At 68.8% G+C, this 17,315-nt stretch carries 15 protein-coding genes; 8 read left to right on the top strand and 7 right to left on the bottom strand.

The genetic code is table 11. The features are described from left to right. The first annotated feature begins 19 nt into the window (after positions 1-19). Genes ASG64_RS17200 through ASG64_RS17185 form a run of 4 tightly spaced genes read left to right on the top strand, consistent with a single transcriptional unit; the run spans position 20 to position 5,217 of the window. Complete coding sequence (locus tag ASG64_RS17200) at positions 20-1,516, top strand: glutamate-cysteine ligase family protein (protein ID WP_056074798.1); 1,497 nt, start codon at positions 20-22, stop codon at positions 1,514-1,516. Positions 1,517-1,536: 20 nt separating this feature from the next. Next, entirely contained in the window at positions 1,537-2,802 is a 1,266-nt protein-coding gene (locus tag ASG64_RS17195; protein WP_042572502.1) for a saccharopine dehydrogenase family protein, read from the top strand. 5 nt (positions 2,803-2,807) lie between these two features. Beyond that, positions 2,808-4,184, top strand: a complete 1,377-nt coding sequence (locus ASG64_RS17190) for a CoA transferase (protein ID WP_056075154.1) — start codon at positions 2,808-2,810, stop codon at positions 4,182-4,184. A 4-nt stretch (positions 4,185-4,188) separates the two neighbouring features. After that, entirely contained in the window at positions 4,189-5,217 is a 1,029-nt protein-coding gene (locus ASG64_RS17185) for a nucleoside hydrolase (RefSeq protein ID WP_056074797.1), read from the top strand. A gap of 1 nt (position 5,218) precedes the next feature. On the opposite strand, the gene meaB is transcribed toward ASG64_RS17185, so the two are convergent. From meaB to ASG64_RS17170, 3 genes are read right to left on the bottom strand one after another with little or no spacing between them, the layout of a single operon-like run. Beyond that, on the bottom strand, positions 5,219-6,220 hold the full coding sequence (gene meaB / locus ASG64_RS17180) for a methylmalonyl Co-A mutase-associated GTPase MeaB (RefSeq protein WP_056074795.1): 1,002 nt from the start codon (positions 6,218-6,220) through the stop codon (positions 5,219-5,221). Between the two features lie 2 nt (positions 6,221-6,222). Further along, a complete protein-coding gene (gene scpA / locus ASG64_RS17175) occupies positions 6,223-8,517 on the bottom strand; it encodes a methylmalonyl-CoA mutase (RefSeq protein WP_056074794.1) in 2,295 nt (764 codons plus the stop codon). Then, positions 8,514-10,430 carry a methylmalonyl-CoA mutase family protein gene (locus ASG64_RS17170; RefSeq protein ID WP_082518567.1) on the bottom strand — a complete coding sequence of 639 codons (1,917 nt, stop codon included), beginning with the start codon at positions 10,428-10,430 and terminating at the stop codon, positions 8,514-8,516. Before ASG64_RS17170 ends, scpA begins: the two co-directional genes overlap by 4 nt. 253 nt (positions 10,431-10,683) lie before the next feature. Between ASG64_RS17170 and ASG64_RS17165 the strand changes: the two genes are divergently transcribed. From ASG64_RS17165 to ASG64_RS17155, 3 genes are all read left to right on the top strand, one after another. Further along, complete coding sequence (locus tag ASG64_RS17165) at positions 10,684-11,352, top strand: TVP38/TMEM64 family protein (protein ID WP_056075150.1); 669 nt, start codon at positions 10,684-10,686, stop codon at positions 11,350-11,352. Positions 11,353-11,451: 99 nt separating this feature from the next. Further along, the gene (locus ASG64_RS17160) at positions 11,452-12,054 is read left to right on the top strand and encodes a hypothetical protein (RefSeq protein WP_056074792.1); all 603 of its coding nucleotides are present in this window, start codon (positions 11,452-11,454) and stop codon (positions 12,052-12,054) included. Next, entirely contained in the window at positions 12,051-12,608 is a 558-nt protein-coding gene (locus ASG64_RS17155; protein ID WP_056074790.1) for a hypothetical protein, read from the top strand. Before ASG64_RS17160 ends, ASG64_RS17155 begins: the two co-directional genes overlap by 4 nt. A gap of 7 nt (positions 12,609-12,615) precedes the next feature. Here the strand turns inward: ASG64_RS17155 and ASG64_RS17150 are convergent, their stop codons facing one another. From ASG64_RS17150 to ASG64_RS17140, 3 genes are all read right to left on the bottom strand, one after another. After that, positions 12,616-13,818, bottom strand: a complete 1,203-nt coding sequence (locus ASG64_RS17150) for an SPFH domain-containing protein (RefSeq protein WP_082518566.1) — start codon at positions 13,816-13,818, stop codon at positions 12,616-12,618. Beyond that, entirely contained in the window at positions 13,819-14,250 is a 432-nt protein-coding gene (locus ASG64_RS17145; RefSeq protein WP_042572526.1) for an NfeD family protein, read from the bottom strand. A 75-nt stretch (positions 14,251-14,325) separates the two neighbouring features. Further along, entirely contained in the window at positions 14,326-15,162 is an 837-nt protein-coding gene (locus ASG64_RS17140; protein WP_056074788.1) for a DUF3097 domain-containing protein, read from the bottom strand. A 144-nt stretch (positions 15,163-15,306) separates the two neighbouring features. Here ASG64_RS17140 and ASG64_RS17135 point away from each other — a divergent pair, with 144 nt between their 5' ends. Next, on the top strand, positions 15,307-16,125 hold the full coding sequence (locus ASG64_RS17135) for a hypothetical protein (RefSeq protein WP_056074785.1): 819 nt from the start codon (positions 15,307-15,309) through the stop codon (positions 16,123-16,125). A gap of 89 nt (positions 16,126-16,214) precedes the next feature. Here the strand turns inward: ASG64_RS17135 and ASG64_RS17130 are convergent, their stop codons facing one another. After that, the gene (locus tag ASG64_RS17130) at positions 16,215-17,267 is read right to left on the bottom strand and encodes a ferrochelatase (RefSeq protein WP_056074784.1); all 1,053 of its coding nucleotides are present in this window, start codon (positions 17,265-17,267) and stop codon (positions 16,215-16,217) included. Positions 17,268-17,315 lie beyond the last annotated feature (48 nt).

Below are 17,315 nucleotides of genomic sequence, written 5' to 3'. Positions count from 1 at the left end.
CACATGGTGTGATGAGAGAATGGGCGACGAGGTCGAGCAGCGCACGTTCAGCCGTCAGGACCGGCAGCGGTTCCGGCACAAGGTGCAGGAGTGTCTGGACGCGTTGGCATCGATGCTCGCGGACGACAGCTTCCAGGTCGACGAACCCCGGCTGGGCATGGAGATCGAACTCAACCTCGTCGACGAGGACATGCAGCCGGCCATGGCGAACGCGGCCGTCCTCGAAGCCATCGCCGACCCGGATTTCCAGACCGAGCTGGGTCAGTTCAACATCGAGATAAACGTCGCCCCGGAGCCACTCGCGGGCGACCGCATGCACCAGCTCGAAATGGGGCTGCGCGAATCCCTGAACACCGCGGATGCTCGCGCGAAGGAATCGGGCTGCGCTCTGGCCATGATCGGCATGCTGCCGACCCTGACCTCCGAGCACTTCGCTCACCAGTGGCTCTCCAGCAACCCTCGGTACGACCTGCTGAACCAGCAGATCTTCGCGGCACGCGGCGAGGACATCGAACTCTCGATCACGGGTGTGCCGCTCCCGGGCGGCACCGACGTCGAGTCGTTGAAGGAGTTCTCGGACACCATTCTTCCCGAGGCGGCGTGCACGTCGGTCCAGCTCCATCTGCAGGTCGCTCCGGCGGAATTCCCGGCCCATTGGAACGCGGCCCAGGCGCTCGCGGGTGTCCAGGTGGCACTCGCCGCGAACTCCCCGTTCCTGGGTAGCAAAGCGCTATGGCACGAGACGCGTATCCCTCTGTTCGAGCAGGCCACCGACACCCGTCCGCCGGAACTGATCAATCAGGGAGTGCGGCCGCGTGTCTGGATGGGTGAACGGTGGATCACCTCGATCTTCGACCTGTTCGAGGAGAACTCCCGCTACTTCCCCGCGCTGCTCCCGGTGGTCTCCGACGAGGATCCGATGGCGGAGCTGGCGGCCGGTCGCACCCCGGCCCTGACGGAGCTGCGGATGCACAACGGCACGGTCTACCGGTGGAACCGGCCGATCTACGACACCTCGAACGGCGAACACCACATCCGACTCGAGAACCGTGTTCTGCCCGCCGGCCCGTCCGTGCTCGACGTCATGGCCGATGCCGCCCTGTACTACGGGGCACTGCGCGCACTCGTCGACGCCGACCGGCCGGTGTGGACCCAGATGTCGTTCGATGCCGCCGTGGAGAATCTCCACTCGGCGGCGCGCAGCGGGTTCGACTCGCGCCTGTACTGGCCCGAGGTCGGATGGATCTCCCCGCAGGAACTCGTCCTGCGTCGTCTGCTTCCGATGGCGGAGGCGGGACTGGCGTCGTACGGGGTGGACACCGAGGTCCGCGACCGGTACCTCGGCGTCATCGAGGGCAGATGTCTGCGTCGGCAATCGGGGTCCGTGTGGCAACGCAACGCCGTCGTGGCCCGTGAGCGGGCGGGCGAGAGTCGGGAACGGGCCGTCGCCGGCATGCTGTCCGATTACCTGGAGCTGATGCACGAGGGCGAACCGGTGCACACCTGGTCCTGGTGACCGGCTTGTAGGGTCGGGGAATGACCGACACATCGCATACGAGCACGCACGATCGCGAACTCGACGTCGTCGTCTACGGCGCAACAGGATTCGTCGGAGCGCTGACGGCGGAGTACCTCGCGAACCACGCTCCCGCCGACGCCAGGATCGCTCTGGCAGGGCGTTCGCGGCAGAAGTTGGAGTCGACCAGGTCCGGCCTCCCGGCGCGAGCAGCCGACTGGGAGCTCGTCGTGGCCGACGCCGACGACGAGGCCGCTCTGACGGAGATGGCCTCGCGCACGCAGGTCGTCATCACCACCGTGGGCCCCTACGCGAAGTTCGGACGCACCTTGGCGCACGTGTGCGCGGCCGGCGGAACCGACTACGTCGACCTCACCGGCGAGGTACTGTTCGCCCGCCTCAGTGCCGACGAGAACCACGAGCTGGCTCGCACGACGGGTGCCCGCATCGTGCACTCCTGCGGGTTCGACTCGGTGCCCTCCGATCTGGGCGTGCACGCGCTGTACTCGAAGGTCAATGGCGACGGCGCCGGCGATCTGACCGACACCACGCTGGTGGTCACGTCGATGAGCGGCGGTGTCAGCGGCGGCACCATCGACTCCCTCCGCGGCCAGATCGACGAGATCACGAAGGACCGTGCTGCCGCGAAGATGGCGGCGAGCCCGTACTCGCTGAGCCCGGACCGGTCGATCGAACCCGACCTCGGCCGTCAGAACGACATGCCCCTCAAGAAGGGGTCCGACATCCACCCGTCGCTGAAGGGCTGGAAGGCGCCGTTCGTCATGGCGTCCTACAACACCCGCGTGGTGCGGCGGTCGAATGCGCTCCGCGGCTACGCGTACGGCAAGAACTTCCGCTACAGCGAGGTCATGAGCGTGGGCTCGTCTCCCGCGTCGCCGGTGATCGCCGGTGCGGTGCTGGCGGGTCTCGGCGCCTTCGTGGCCGGTATGGCGTTCAAGCCCACTCGGTTCCTGCTGGACAAGGTGCTCCCCAAGCCGGGTGACGGCCCGAGCGAGAAGACCCGCCAGAAGGGTCACTTCACCATCGACATCTACACCACGACCAGCACCGACGAGCACTACGTGTCGCGGGTCAAGGCCAAGGGCGACCCCGGATACGCCGCGACGGCGATGATGCTCGGCGAGTCCGCCCTCGCGTTGGCGCTCGACCGCGACGCATTGCCGTCCCTCGGCGGCGGCGTGCTGACACCGGCGTCGGGAATCGGTGACGCGCTGGTGGACCGACTGCGCGGGGCAGGCATGGAGATCACCGCACGCAAGGTGTGACCGCGATGTCGCTCGTCGGTCGGTACCAGGCCGATCTCGGTCTCGAACCGATCGGCGAGATCGCCGTCACTCCGGTGTCCGGCGGCGTGCTCGCCTCGACCCTGCCCGTCGCCGAGCTCGCCACCGGATCCGTAGCCGCGCTGTGCACGGCGGTGGACCGCTACCGGAGCGTCGTCGGGCTCGAGTCGCGCGCCTGGTCGATCTCCGGTGACCGGGTGGCGGCATCGTTCGCGGGCGACCGACTTCTACGTGTCGACGGTCGCGCCGTTCCCGGCTTCGCCGAGTTGTCCGGGTTCTTCCGCGCGGCCGACGGGTGGGTCCGCACGCACGCCAACTACGACCACCACCGTCGACGCCTGCTGTCGGTTCTGGGCTTGCCGGATCCGTCCGATCGCGACAGCGTGGCTGCCGCGGTGGCGCGCGCACCGGCGTTCGAACTCGAGCAGCGCGCTGCGGACGCCGGCGCTCTGGTGGTGGCGGTACGCACGGAGGCCGATTGGTTCGGGACTCCAGCGGGCAGATTCTCGCGGACCGGCCCCCTGGTCGCCTCGACCGTCAGGCCCGATGGTGCACCGTCCCCGATCGACCCGTCCACCGACACACGACGTCCCCTCGCCGGACTGCGTGTCCTGGACTTCACGCGGGTCATCGCAGGCCCCGTGGCGACGCGGGACCTGGCACTGCTGGGCGCATCGGTCCTGCGGGTCGACTCCCCCGCGCTCCCGGAAATCGTCTCGCAGCACCTCGATACCGGGGCCGGCAAGTTCTCGACATTGCTCGACGTGCTGACCGAGGACGACGACGACCGTCTGGCCGCACTGCTGTCCTCGGTCGACGTGGTGGTGTGCGGCTACCGGACCGGCTCCTACATCGACGACTACGTGCGGTCGTATCGGCCCAGCGGCGCCGTCATCGGGACCGTGAATGCTTGGGGCTCCCGCGGTCCGTGGGCGCGGCGGCGAGGATTCGACTCGTTGGTCCAGGCTGCGTCGGGTATTGCCGCCGTGTGCGGCGGCGGGAAGGCCGGAGGCCGGTCGGTCGACGGGAAGGCCGACACACCGGGTGCGCTCCCGGTGCAGGCGCTCGACCACGCGTCGGGTCATCTGCTGGCTGCCGGCATCGTCGATGCGCTCGCGGCGAGAGAGGACGGCGGCATCGGACGCACGGTGTCCGTGTCTCTGGCGCGCACGGCGGCATGGCTCCTCGATGCGGGCGGCCGCGTCGAGGAGCCCCCGGATCCTGTACTGCCGCAGGGCGATCACGTCGTCACCGTCGGTGGGGTGAGCACCTCCCGCCCGGCATTGTCGGACTACACCGACCATCCGTGGCCGGCGCGGCCGTGGGGACGCGACGAACCCCGCTTTCCGACGCTGACACAATGAGCCCATGCCTTCTCGGACGCGCCTGATCGTCGACGTCGACACCGGTATCGACGACTCGCTCGCCCTCGTGTACCTGGCGGCCAGTGCCGACGCCGAGGTGGTCGCGGTATGTTGCACCGCCGGCAACGTCCCCACCGCACAGGTCACCCGGAACACCCTGGCGTGGTTGGACATGTGCGGGCTCTCGGGCGTCGAGGTTGCGGTGGGAGCGGACGGTCCGCTGGTGGCGCCGCTGATGACCACCGAGGACACCCACGGTCCACTCGGTGTGGGATACGCGGAGCTCCCGCAGAGCAGCAGGGCGGTGTCGACACGGTCGGCGGCGCACGCCTGGGTGGATCTGGCCCGGGAGAACCCCGGCGAACTGGTCGGCCTGGTCACCGGTCCCATGACCAATCTTGCTCTCGCCCTTCGCCTCGAGCCCGAGCTGCCCACGTTGTTGAAGCGCGTCGTCATCATGGGCGGCAGTTTCGACCATCCCGGCAACACCACCCCGACCTCCGAGTGGAACGTCGCCGTGGACCCGGAATCCGCGAAGGAAGTCTTCGACGCGTTCGAGTCCGTTCCGGGCGGTCGCGAGCCCATCGTGTGCGCGTTGGGTCTGACCGAGCGTATCGAGATGCACCCCGCCCATGTCGCCCGGCTGGCCGAGATCTCGGGAAGCGTTCCGGTGGAAGACCTGTCGATCGACGACCGTGGCCGGCGCTCGCAGGCATCGGTGCCGATCGTGCGTCATCTGACGGATGCCGTGCGGTTCTACATGGAATTCCACCATGCGCAGGGTGAGGGCTATCTCGCTCACATGCACGACCCGTTCGCGGCCGCCGTGGCGCTGCACCCCGAGATGGCGGAGTACGCACTCGCGACCGTCGACGTGGAGCTGACCGGAACCCTGACTCGCGGAACGACTGTCGCGGACCGGCGTGGGTTCTGGAACCGTCGTCCCAACGCAGCGATCGCCGTGGCGACGGATCCCGAGGCGTTCTTCGATCATCTGCTGGAGACAGTGGGCACCTTCGCAGCCACCCGCTGACTCAGCTGTCGAACGCCGTCAGAATTTCCTGCGCGCCCAGAGCTGCGGTCAACGATCCGTCGGCGACGCGCCGCTCGACATCCGCCTTCACCGCGGTGACGGAGGCGTTCGATGCCAACCGCCGCATCAGCTGATCCTGCACCATCGTCCACACCCACTGGACCTGCTGATCGCGTCGACGAGCCTCGAATTGTCCTGCGGCCGTGAGCACGTCGCGATGTCGGCAGACCGTGTCCCAGAACTCGTCGAGCCCCGTCTCCTCGATCGCGCTCATGGTCAGCACGGGCGGCTTCCACAGCGCGTCGTGCGGGTAGATCAGGCGTAGCGCCCCCGCCAGTTCGCGTGCCGCACTCTTCGCATCCCGCAGATGCTTGCCGTCCGCCTTGTTCACCGCCACCACGTCGGCCAGCTCGAGAACACCCTTCTTGATGCCCTGCAGCTGATCTCCGGTGCGCGCGAGCGTCAGGAAACAGAACGTGTCCACCATGCCCGCGACCGTGATCTCGGACTGGCCGACACCCACGGTCTCCACCAGGACCACGTCGTAGCCCGCGGCCTCGAGCAGCACGATCGTCTCGCGTGTCGCCTTGGCCACCCCACCGAGCGTCCCCGACGTCGGAGACGGCCTGATGTACGCGTTCTCGGCCACGGTCAGCCGCGCCATCCGGGTCTTGTCGCCGAGGATCGAACCACCGGTGCGTGTCGACGACGGGTCCACGGCCAGCACGGCGACGCGGTGGCCACGCTCGATCAACGACATTCCCAGGGCGTCGATGAACGTCGACTTGCCCACGCCGGGGACACCCGTGATGCCGACGCGGTGAGCGCCGCCGGCGTCGGGAAGCACCTCGAGGAGGAGTTGCTGCGCCAGATCACGATGGTCGGTGCGTGTGGATTCCACCAGGGTGATCGCGCGGGCCAGACCGGCACGCTCACCGGCACGGATGGACGCCGCCAACGCGGCCACGTCCACCGGCGGGCGGCGGGAGGCTGCAGTCACCATGCTCAGGCGTTCGCTCCTGCGTCCGCCGCTGCCTCGCGGTGACCGAGCGAGACCGCGAGCTGCTCGATCAGATCCACGGCGGCGTCGGCGATCACGGTGCCGGGCGGGAAGATCGCCGCGGCGCCGGCCTCACGCAAGGCCTCGAAGTCACCGGGCGGGATGACACCGCCGACGACGACCATGATGTCCGGGCGACCGACCTCCGTGAGCGCCTCCCGCAGGGCGGGAACCAGCGTCAGGTGACCCGCGGCCAGGGACGAGACGCCGATGACGTGCACGTCGTTGTCCGCGGCCTGGTGAGCCACCTCGTCGGGCGTCTGGAACAGCGGGCCGACGTCGACGTCGAAGCCGATGTCGGCGAACGCGGTGGCGATCACCTTCTGGCCGCGGTCGTGTCCGTCCTGCCCCATCTTCGCGACCAGGATGCGGGGGCGACGTCCCTCGGCGTCGGCGAAGGCACTGGCGAGCTCACCGGCGTGGACCATGTTCTTCGCCTTCCCTGCCTCGTCGCGGTAGACACCGCTGATGGTGCGGATCTCGGCGCGGTGACGGCCGTAGACCTTCTCGAGGGCGTCCGAGATCTCCCCCACCGTGGCCATCGCGCGGGCTGCGTCGACGGCGAGGGCGAGCAGGTTGTTCTCCATTCCGCCCTCGGTGGACGCGGCGGCAGCGGTCAGCGCGGACAGCGCCGCCTCGACGCGGCCCGGATCACGTTCCTCGCGCAGTCGCTCGAGCTTCTCGATCTGCTCGGTACGTACGCGCGAGTTCTCGACCTTGAGCACCTCGATGGTGTCGGGCTCGTCGGGAACGTACTTGTTGACCCCGACCAGCGGCTGACGGCCGGAGTCGATGCGGGCCTGGGTGCGTGCCGCCGCTTCCTCGATGCGCAGCTTGGGTATTCCCTCGCCGATGGCCTTGGCCATGCCGCCGGCCTCCTCGACCTCGGCGATGTGCGCGCGGGCGCGATCGGCGAGCTGATGTGTCAGCCACTCCACGTAGTACGAGCCGCCCCACGGGTCGATCGGCCTCGTCGTGCCGGACTCCTGCTGCAGCAGCAGCTGGGTGTTACGGGCGATGCGCGCGGAGAAGTCGGTCGGCAGCGCCAGCGCCTCGTCGAGCGCGTTCGTGTGCAGTGACTGCGTGTGACCCTGCGTCGCCGCCATGGCCTCGATGCAGGTACGCGAGACGTTGTTGAACACGTCCTGCGCCGTCAGCGACCACCCCGATGTCTGCGAATGTGTGCGCAGGGACAGCGATTTGGCACTCGACGGGTCGAACTTCTGCACCAACTCGGCCCACAGGAGACGCCCGGCGCGGAGCTTGGCAACTTCCATGAAGAAGTTCATGCCGATGGCCCAGAAGAAGGACAGGCGCGGAGCGAACGTGTCGATGTCCATGCCCGCGGCGAGCCCGGCGCGGATGTACTCCACACCGTCGGCCAAGGTGTAGGCCAGTTCGAGATCGGCTGTCGCACCGGCCTCCTGGATGTGGTAGCCGGAGATGGAGATCGAGTTGAACTTCGGCATGTGCGTGGAGCTGTAGGCGAAGATGTCGGAGATGATCCGCATCGACGGCTCGGGTGGGTAGATGTAGGTGTTGCGCACCATGAACTCTTTGAGGATGTCGTTCTGGATGGTGCCGGCGAGCTTCTCGGGTCCGACGCCCTGCTCCTCGGCCGCCACGACGTACAGCGCGAGGATCGGCAGCACCGCACCGTTCATGGTCATCGACACCGACACCGACCCCAGGTCGATCCCGTCGAACAGTTGGCGCATGTCGTAGATGGAGTCGATCGCGACGCCCGCCATACCCACGTCGCCCTGCACGCGGGGGTGGTCGCTGTCGTAGCCGCGGTGCGTCGCCAGGTCGAACGCGACCGAGAGACCCTTCTGACCGGCCGCGAGGTTGCGACGGTAGAACGCGTTGGACTCCGATGCCGTCGAGAACCCCGCGTACTGACGGATGGTCCACGGCTGATTCACGTACATCGTCGGGTACGGGCCGCGGAGGAACGGCGCCGTGCCCGGGTACGAGTCCAGCGGGTAGCCGGCCTCGGCCGCCTCCGCTCGGTCGGCACCGGTGAAGATGGGCCGGACGTCGATGCCCTCGGGCGTCGACCAGACGACCTGCTCCGGCGTGTATCCGTGGGCCGATGCTGCGGCCTCGACGTGCGCGCGGGCATCGTCGGCGCCGGGTGCGGCGACGTCCGACGCCCCGGGGTCGGTCAGCGGCACGTCCGCGAAACTGCCGACGGTTCCCCTGTCGTCGTCATGGTCGGTGGTGCGGTTGCCGGTCATGCGGTACGTCCTTCCGTGCGGACCTCGCCCGCGAGCGTGTCGAGGAGCGAACTGAGCTCCGCGACGGCGTCGATGGTGAGACCGAGGTATCGGTCCGGGGTCTGCTCGTCGGTCGCGTCCGCGAATGCCGACTTCCCGCCTGCCACGAGAACCGTCTCGACGCCGGCCTGCCGTAGCGCGGCGACGGCGGCGGGGCCCTCGGCGGCGTATCGCTTGTCCGAGCCGCACAGGACAGCGATCGGCGACCCTGTCTCCCGCGCCACCGCGGCGAGGTCCGCGTCGGCGCCCGGGTTGACGGCCTCGATGCCGCCCGACGCCATCAGGTTCGCGGCGAAGGTGGTACGTCCGTTGTGCTCGGCGATGCTTCCCAGGGGGGCCAACAGGACGACCGGCCGACTTCCCTTGTCCCGCAGCACCGCATCGCTGCGATCGCGCAGCGCCTCGAAGTCGGCGGCGTAGCGGTGAACGGGGCGACCGGCGACCGTTCCGTCACCGGACGCGGCGGGCGACGGTTCCTGGAGGTTGGGGAACTCGTTGACTCCGGTGACCGAGGTGCGGCGGTGCGCGATGTCCGATGCACGGCTGAGACGGGTCTCCTCGACCGTCCGGGCGATCTCGCCGGACTCGAGCGCGGCGCGGTAGCCACCTGCACGGTCGATGTTCTGCAACACCGACCACGCGGAGTCCGCCAGGGCGTCGGTCAAGGATTCGACGTACCAGGAGCCGCCGGCGGGATCGAGGACCCGCCCGAGGTGCGATTCCTCGAGCAGCAGCAGTTGGGTGTTGCGAGCGATGCGGGCGGCGAACGTCCGGGACACGTCGGCCGCGCCACCGGGAACCGCGGCGTCGAACGGGAGGACCGTGACCGAATCCGCGCCCCCGACGCCGGCACCGAACGCTGCGAGAGTCGTGCGCAGCATGTTCACCCAGGGGTCACGCTGGGTCATCATCGCGGCCGAGGTGACGGCGTGCTGGGGCGCACCGCCATGGTCCGGGGCCCCCAGCACGTCGGCGATACGAGCCCAGACGCGGCGTGCGGCACGGAACTTGGCGATGGTCTCGAACTGCTCGTCCGTCGCGGCGAGTCGGATCTCGATCTGGTCGAGTGCGTCGGCCGCGGACATGCCGGCGGCAGTCGCTGCTCGGAGATAGTCGAGGCCGGCCGCAGCGGCCAGCCCGATCTCCTGCGCATCCCCCGCTCCCGCGGCGTGGAACACGGTGCCGTCGAGGGTGATGGCGCGGATCCGCTCGGGGCGGGCCGATGCCCGACGGGCGAGGTCCAGGGTGTCGTCCAGGCTCGCTCCGGTCAGCCCGGCGAACGAGTCGGTCAACGGTGAGGCACCCAGACGGACGTCCGCGGACGTGCCCCGCTCGTCGAGGAGGGCGAACAGTGCCTCCGAGACCGCGACGACGTCGGCTCCCGCATCGAGGGTGAGCGGCGCGAGGTCCAGCAGGACACCGTCGAGCGCACCGGTCAGACCCTGCGCGCCGATTCCCGTCGTGGTGAGCCACAACGCGCTGGTGCCGTTCTGCAGGCCGTCGAGTATCAGGGAGTTGAGGTCGTCGGTGTCCGCATGACCGAAGCGGCCGGCCACCAGCCATCCGACGGTGACGTCGCGGTGGGCGTCGCTTCCGCGGGTGAACGGGTAGGTGCCGGGCAGCGGCTCCTCCGCCGTCTCGTCCAACGGGCCGTACAGGGGACGGACGGTCACTCCGTCGTACGTCGTCTCGTCGAGGAGCGTCTCGGGATGCTCGGGCAGCTCGGAGACGTCGACGCGGCGGGCTTTGGCCAGGACGCCGGCGACTCCGCGTCGCCAGGTGGTCAGACCTTCCTCGGCGCTGCTCACGGGAACAGCGGCGCCGACGTCGTCGGTAGCGACGGGGCTCGGTGTCCCGGTGTGTGAGGTGGCCATGTGTCCCTTTCGCGCCTGCGGATGGTGTGATGTTAACCGCACCTCGAGGCACGGTATCGCGACTCTCGACATGGTGACCTGAGACAAACTTCACAGAACTAGGGCGTCCGAGCATCGGGCCTCCTAGTAGCGCGTGGAGCGGTGCTCGCTGCCACGTTCGGTAGCGTGAACTGTCGTGACGACACCGGGCCTCGCGCCGCGCTCCGACGGCGAGGTTCGCACCCCGCGGAACCGCCGCGCCGTCCTCCTCCGCGTGCTGCTCGCCGTCGTGGTCGTCGGTGGACTGATCGCGATCGCCGTGCTCGTTCCGCTGCCGTCGGTCGACCGGATGCGCCACTGGGCTACCGCTGTCGGCCCTCTTTTTCCGCTGGCCTTCTTCGTCGCCCACGCGGTCGTCACCATCGCTCCTGTCCCTCGAACCCTGTTCACGGTGTCGGCCGGGGTGCTGTTCGGGCCGGTGACCGGCGTGTCCGTCGCGGTGTCGGCCACGACCGTCAGCGCGGTGCTGGCGTTCCTCCTCGTCCGCGCTCTCGGACGCGACGTGGTGGCGACGCGCTTGAATCACCCCCTGATCCGCGCGGTCGACGCTCGACTCGCGCGACGCGGATGGCTGGCGGTGGGGAGCCTGCGCCTGATCGCTCCGGTGCCGTTCTCGGTCGTGAACTACTCCGCAGGCCTGTCGGCCGTTCGCCTGGTGCCGTTCGCGCTGGCCACACTCGTGGGCGTGATTCCCGGCACCGTCGGCATCGTGCTGCTCGGCGACGCACTTGCCGGCAACGGGGACCCGATTCTTCTCGCCGTCTCGGCGGTCTGCATCGGAGTGGGCATCGTGGGTCTCGTCCTCGACGCGCGGTTACCGGTGCTCGAGACGGCGCTTCCGATCACCGACTCCACAGAATCGGACAGCGATATCAAGCGCTGAACCTTGATATGGATCTATCAAGTTCTGAAACTTGATCTTGAACGTAGTTATCAAGACTGAGGGCTTGATGTGAGCAGATCAAGCTTCTAGGGTTGATAGATGTTCGTACTGACCGTGGACCAGCGAGGCAGTCGACGCGACGTCGATCGCGTCGCCGACATCCTGGGCCGCTCCACCACGCTGCTCCGCCCGTTCGAACGCACCGCCGGGGACGAGGTCCAGGCGGTCTCCGACGACGCGACCGACACCCTCGACACCGCCCTCGCCCTGGTCGAGGACGGGCACTGGAGTGTCGGCATCGGCGTGGGCAGCGTGGAGGACCCGCTGCCCGCCTCCACCAGGGCCGGCCGCGGACCGGCCTTCGAAGCGGCGCGCGAGGCGGTGGACAGCGCGAAGAACTCCCCCGCCCACATTGCCGTGCGCGGACGCCACGGCGCCTCCGCCGCGGACGCGGACGCCGTCACCACGCTGCTGGCCACACTCCTGGTGCGCCGCAGCGAGCAGGGACGCGCCGCCGTCGACAGCGTGCGTCGACTCGGTTCCCAGACCGCCGTCGCCGCGGAACTGTCCATCACACCGCAAGCAGTGTCCCAACGACTGTCCGTCGCGGGGTGGCATGCCGAGCGAGCGGCACGTCCGGTCGTCGCCCGACTGCTCGCCGATGCCGATCGCCACGCCTGCGACGAGGGGTCACGCGCATGACCGTGATCGCTCTGGTCGCCCTCGTGATCGCCGCGTCCTCCGTGACCGTTCCCGCGGCCCCCGTCCCGACCGTTCCCCGCGCGAGAAGAACGCACCGTCGTGCGCCGTGGTGGTTGCCGGCCGTCATCGCGGCGCTGGGGCTCGCCGTGGCGGGATGTGCCGCGGCCGCAGCGCCCGAACCTGTCACCGGCGTAGCACTCGTCGCGGTGCTCGCTCTGACGGTCCTGGCTGCCGTCGCCGGCGGCGCCGCGGTGGTCCCGGCCGTGTTCCATCTCTCGCGCCGGCGACCCGAACCCGGAGACGACAGTGCCGACGACGATCGCCCCGTTCTTCGCGGGGGTCTCGTCATCGGCACTCTCGAACGCATCGCCGTCGTCGTGTCGATACTCGCCGGATGGCCGGAAGGCATCGCCGTCGTCCTGGCCGTCAAAGGCCTGGCGCGCTACCCCGAACTACGCGATCCCCGCGCATCCGAGTACTTCATCATCGGCACCTTCACCAGCGTTCTCTGGGCGTTGGCCGCCGGCGGAGTGGGAGCAGGTCTGGCGAACTGACCGACCGTCAGACGTCCAGCTCCCGCTGCCCGTCCTGATTCTCGATCGCGGGCGTCTCCACGTCCGTCGCCTCCTGCTTCGGCGGGGCCGCCGCGGACAGGGACGTGTCGACAGGCTTGCGCGCCACTGCCTCAGCGTCGGCGACAGCGCGAGCGATGGCCGGGTCGGTCGTCGTGTCGAACCAGTCGGCGACCTCCTCGGTGTCGTCGGCGGCCTTGGTGTGTCCGGCGCCTTGATCGCTGGGCTCGAACCGGAACACACCGTCGTCACCCGGCGCACCGAGATTCTTCGCGAAGCCCTTCAGCGCATCCCCGAAGTCGGACGGAACGACCCACATCTTGTTGGCATCGCCCTGCGCCATCTTCGGCAGCGTCTGCAGGTACTGGTACGCGAGCAACTCGGGCGTCGGCTTGCCCGCCTTGATGGCGTCGAACACCTTCTCGATGGCCTTCGCCTCACCCTGCGCGTTCAGGTACTTCGCAGCGCGCTCGCCCTGCGCACGAAGAATGCGGGACTGACGCTCACCCTCGGCGGCCAGGATCGCGGCCTGCTTGGCGCCCTCGGCCGAGAGGATCTGGGACTGCTTGTCACCCTCGGCCGTCTTGATGGACGACTCCCGGTGTCCTTCCGCCGTGAGGATGGTGGCGCGCTTCTCACGGTCGGCCTTCATCTGCTTCTCCATCGACTCCTGGATCGACGGAGGCGGATCGATGCTCTTGAGCTCGACGCGGGCGACGCGGAGGCCCCATCGACCGGTGGCCTCGTCCAACACCCCTCGCAACTGGCCGTTGATCGAATCACGAGACGTCAGAGTCTCTTCCAGCGTCATGCCACCGACCACGTTGCGCAAGGTGGTGGTGGTGAGCTGCTCGACACCGACGATGTAGTTGCTGATCTCGTAGACCGCGGCCTGCGGCGTCGTCACCTGGAAGTAGACGACGGTGTCGATGGACACCGTCAGGTTGTCCTGCGTGATCACCGGCTGCGGGGGGAACGAGACGACACGCTCGCGCAGGTCGACCTTCGCGCGCACGCGATCGACGAACGGCACGAGGAACGTCAGCTGCCCGGACACCGTCTTGGAGTAACGGCCCAGTCGCTCGATCACCGCGGCCTCGGCCTGCGGGACCAGCGTCACCGATTTGGCCACCACCACGGCCACGAAGAGTACGACCACGGCAAGGGCGATCAAGGCGGCATAGTCGGCCATCTAGGGTCCTTTCCACACGACGGCCGTGGCGCCGTCGATCTTCATCACGGTCACGGTCGTTCCGGCCGTGTACACCTCGGTGGGATCGAGCGGACGAGCCGTCCACACGTCGCCGTCGAGCTTCACCGTTCCCGAATGCTCACCCACGGCGTCGATCACCCGGGCATGACGTCCCGTCAGGGCCGCGATACCGGTGGGCGTCGGCGGCGGCGTGGAGAACCGGCGGGTGAGCGCCGGCCGGACACCGAGGATCAGAGCCGCGGACAGCGCAGCGAACACGAGTGCATCGCCCCACACGGGAAGGTCCGTCAGGGCCGAGACGCCCGCGGTGCCCAGGGCGCCACCGGCCAACATCAACAGGAAGAAGTCTCCGGACAGTGCCTCACCGGCAGCGAGAATCACCGCTCCGACCAACCACAGAAGTGCAACCACGCCACCCACAGTAGCCACGAACACCGACGCCGTGGGGTGCTGAACAGCGTCGTGCACCGATCGTTACCGACCGGGTCACCCGTTTTCGTCGGGGACGGTGACGAAGTCGACGAGACGCTCCACGGCACCGATTAGCGGCGCTTCCAGGTCACGGAACGTCGACACCGCACCGTAGACCTTGCGCCACCCGTCCTGCGGTGTCCCCCAGCCCAATTCGCGACAGACGCCCGTCTTCCAGTCCGTTCCGCGCGGGATGCGCGGCCACCCGTCGATGCCGAGCGACGCGGGCTTCACCGCTTCCCACACGTCGATGTACGGGTGTCCCGTGACGGTCACGTACGGACCGAGGGAGCGCGTGAGCCGGTCCTCCTTGGATCCGTCCACGAGGTGGTCCACCAGTACGCCGACCTTGCGGCCGGGGCCGGGGCCGAACTCCTGCAACCGGTCCGCAAGGTTGTCGAGCCCCTCGAGATGCTCGACGACCACGCCCTCGACCCGCAGGTCGTGGCCCCAGACCCGTTCGACGATGGCGGCGTCGTGAATGCCCTCGACCCAGATACGGCTCGGCAGAGCAACTTTCGCGCGCACATTCTGCACCGTGGTCGAGCCCGACGCGGATCGTGTTGCGGTGGTGGCCGCGACCGGCCTCGGCTTGGTCAGCGTCACGGGTGCGCCGTCGACGAGGAAGGCGGCCTCTCTCATCGCGAACAACCGACGGACTCCACGGCGGTCCTCCAATCGGACGAAGTCACCGTCGTACGTGCGCTCGAAACCGACCACCGCGCCGCAGAAACCGGTCGCCGCGTCCTCCACGACCAGATCGCGCTCGGCCGCCACCGTCGGTGCGACACGACGCACGGTTCGCGGATGACCGGCGAAGATGTCCCCGCCGTAACGGTCGTTCCCGGACATGACCACCCTCGCTCGTCGACTCTGCTGCACATCGTTCACACCGCTCCGGCAGACCGCCGGAGCGGCTCCACGCTACCCAGTTCGGGTACCGCTCGACGGGCAGGCACGCCGGTCGAACACGACTCCGGCGCCTATGATCGACAGGTGTCGTCCCCATCCTCGAGCCTTGCCATCTGGTGCGGCGCCTGGCTCGCCGGAGCCGCGTCCCCCGACGACGTCATCGACGCCGTCACCGAATGGGGTCCGCTCAGTCTCGTCGTCGCCGGAGATCCGGACACGGCGGACAGACTGTCACTGCCCTGGCCCGTGCCCCGCGACGTCGGGGTGGCGGAACTCCTCCGCACCGTCCGTGATGCCGCCCCCGTCGGACACCGCGATGTGACCGTCGATCTCGTGCTCCCGGCGCCGGGCGACGTCGCCGGACTCCCCCGCGACCGCAAATTCCGCTCTGCTGCAGTGCTTGCCGGTGAAGGCGTCGTCGTCGGCGTTCCCGGTGGATCCGGCGTCGCCTTCGTACCCACCCACGAGGGGCCGGATGTGATGCGCTGGACCGTGTTCACGGTCACCGTCCCCACCACGTACCAGGAACTCTCGCTGGGTGAGATCGAGTACTCCATGCGAGACACCGTTCGTGGTGCGGCGGAAGCGTTGTCGGCCCTGCAGACCGTCGCGACCGGGCGAGGGGACGATCCGCACACCATGATCGCGGAGCGCCTGGCCCTGGTCGGGCGTCACCGCTATCCCCCGCTCCCGGAGCGCACGACGCGAGTGCTGGACACCGCCGACCGCGTCGACGCCATCCTGGATGCAGCGCGCACGTCCGCACCGTCACAGGCGGCGAGCAGCACGGGCGCCGAGGCGCGCGAAGCGGTCCTTCGACCCTTGCAGAGCGCCGTCCGTACCGCACGGCGCGCAGCCGTTCGCGCTGCCATCGACACCTATCTGGCGTCCGACCCGCGCTAGATCTACCCCCGGCGAGTACGTCCATAGTGTCGTGATCCGGGCCCGGATCACGACAGTTTCGGCGTACTCACGGGGGGGTGTTCGGGGTGTCAGGCGGGGCGGCGTCGCACCGGAGGCTCGCAGCATCCGGGGTTGCACGGGGATCCGTCGACGGTCGTGCCGAAGGCCGGCTCCGACCCCAGCCGCTGCGGGGCGACATCGGCGGTACGTTCCTGGACCAACGTCCGCACGAGGGTGGCGAAACGCGGGTCCGCGCCGGGTGTTCCCGCTCGCTCGAGCGCCATTCCCAGTTCCTCGGCCTTCTCGACTGCTTCCGTGTCGAGGTCCCACACCACCTCGAGGTGATCCGAGACGAATCCGACCGGGCAGATGACCACGGCGTCGACACCGGAGGCGGACAGGGCCTCGAGGTGGTCGCAGATATCGGGATCGAGCCACGGGATCTGCGGCGGGCCCGACCGCGACTGCCACACGACATCGAACTCGTCGACGCCGGCCGCCGCGGCGCACAGCCGGGAAGCCTCGGTGACCTGACGGCTGTAGAGATTACCGCCGGCGAACGGTGGGCCGGCTGCCTCGTCGGCCGACACGGGCACGGAGTGCGCGGTGAACACCACGCGCGCACCGTCACGGCGATCCGCGGGAAGTCTGCTCAGGGCGGCGCGGATCGCGTCCGCGAAGGAGTCCACCATCAGCGGGTGGTCGTAGTACTGGCGCAGCTTGGTCAGCTGCGGCGCCCCGTCACCCACAGCAGCGCGAGCACGAGCGATGTCCTCGTGGTACTGGCGGCACCCGGAGTACCCGCCCCACGCCGACGTCGGGAAGACCAGGGCGTTGCGCACTCCGTCGGCCTTCATGGCCGACACGGTGTCCTCCACCATCGGGTGCCAGTTGCGATTGCCGAAGTAGACGGGCAGGTCGATGCCCGTCAGGGCGAACTCCGTCTCGACCGCGGCGATGATCTCGCGGTTGAGTCGGTTGATCGGCGAGACGCCACCGAAGTGCAGGTAGTGCTCGGCAACCGCATCGAGACGCTCCGGAGGAATGCCCCTTCCCCGAGTGACGTTCTCGAGGAAGGGCCGCACCTCGTCAGGCCCTTCGGGTCCGCCGAAGGACAACAGCAGAAGAGCGTCGTAGGTCATGACCTCATTGTGCCGCGACCTCGCGCGGGCACCGCAGGCGCCCTACTG

It is taken from the genome of Rhodococcus sp. Leaf247 (assembly GCF_001426185.1).
Lineage (GTDB): Bacteria > Actinomycetota > Actinomycetes > Mycobacteriales > Mycobacteriaceae > Rhodococcoides.
Note: the sequence above shows the minus strand (reverse complement) of the source record. Positions and strands in the feature narration are given on the sequence as shown.

Coding starts and splice junctions, on each gene's coding strand:
- ASG64_RS17200 (WP_056074798.1), top strand. CDS start 20: ATGGGCGACGAGGTCGAGCAGCGCACGTTCAGCCGTCAGGACCGGCAG.
- ASG64_RS17155 (WP_056074790.1), top strand. CDS start 12,051: ATGACCGTGATCGCTCTGGTCGCCCTCGTGATCGCCGCGTCCTCCGTG.
- ASG64_RS17190 (WP_056075154.1), top strand. CDS start 2,808: ATGTCGCTCGTCGGTCGGTACCAGGCCGATCTCGGTCTCGAACCGATC.
- ASG64_RS17150 (WP_082518566.1), bottom strand. CDS start 13,818: ATGGCCGACTATGCCGCCTTGATCGCCCTTGCCGTGGTCGTACTCTTC.
- ASG64_RS17140 (WP_056074788.1), bottom strand. CDS start 15,162: ATGTCCGGGAACGACCGTTACGGCGGGGACATCTTCGCCGGTCATCCG.
- ASG64_RS17130 (WP_056074784.1), bottom strand. CDS start 17,267: ATGACCTACGACGCTCTTCTGCTGTTGTCCTTCGGCGGACCCGAAGGG.
- ASG64_RS17160 (WP_056074792.1), top strand. CDS start 11,452: ATGTTCGTACTGACCGTGGACCAGCGAGGCAGTCGACGCGACGTCGAT.
- ASG64_RS17195 (WP_042572502.1), top strand. CDS start 1,537: ATGACCGACACATCGCATACGAGCACGCACGATCGCGAACTCGACGTC.
- ASG64_RS17185 (WP_056074797.1), top strand. CDS start 4,189: ATGCCTTCTCGGACGCGCCTGATCGTCGACGTCGACACCGGTATCGAC.
- scpA (WP_056074794.1), bottom strand. CDS start 8,517: ATGACCGGCAACCGCACCACCGACCATGACGACGACAGGGGAACCGTC.
- meaB (WP_056074795.1), bottom strand. CDS start 6,220: ATGGTGACTGCAGCCTCCCGCCGCCCGCCGGTGGACGTGGCCGCGTTG.
- ASG64_RS17170 (WP_082518567.1), bottom strand. CDS start 10,430: ATGGCCACCTCACACACCGGGACACCGAGCCCCGTCGCTACCGACGAC.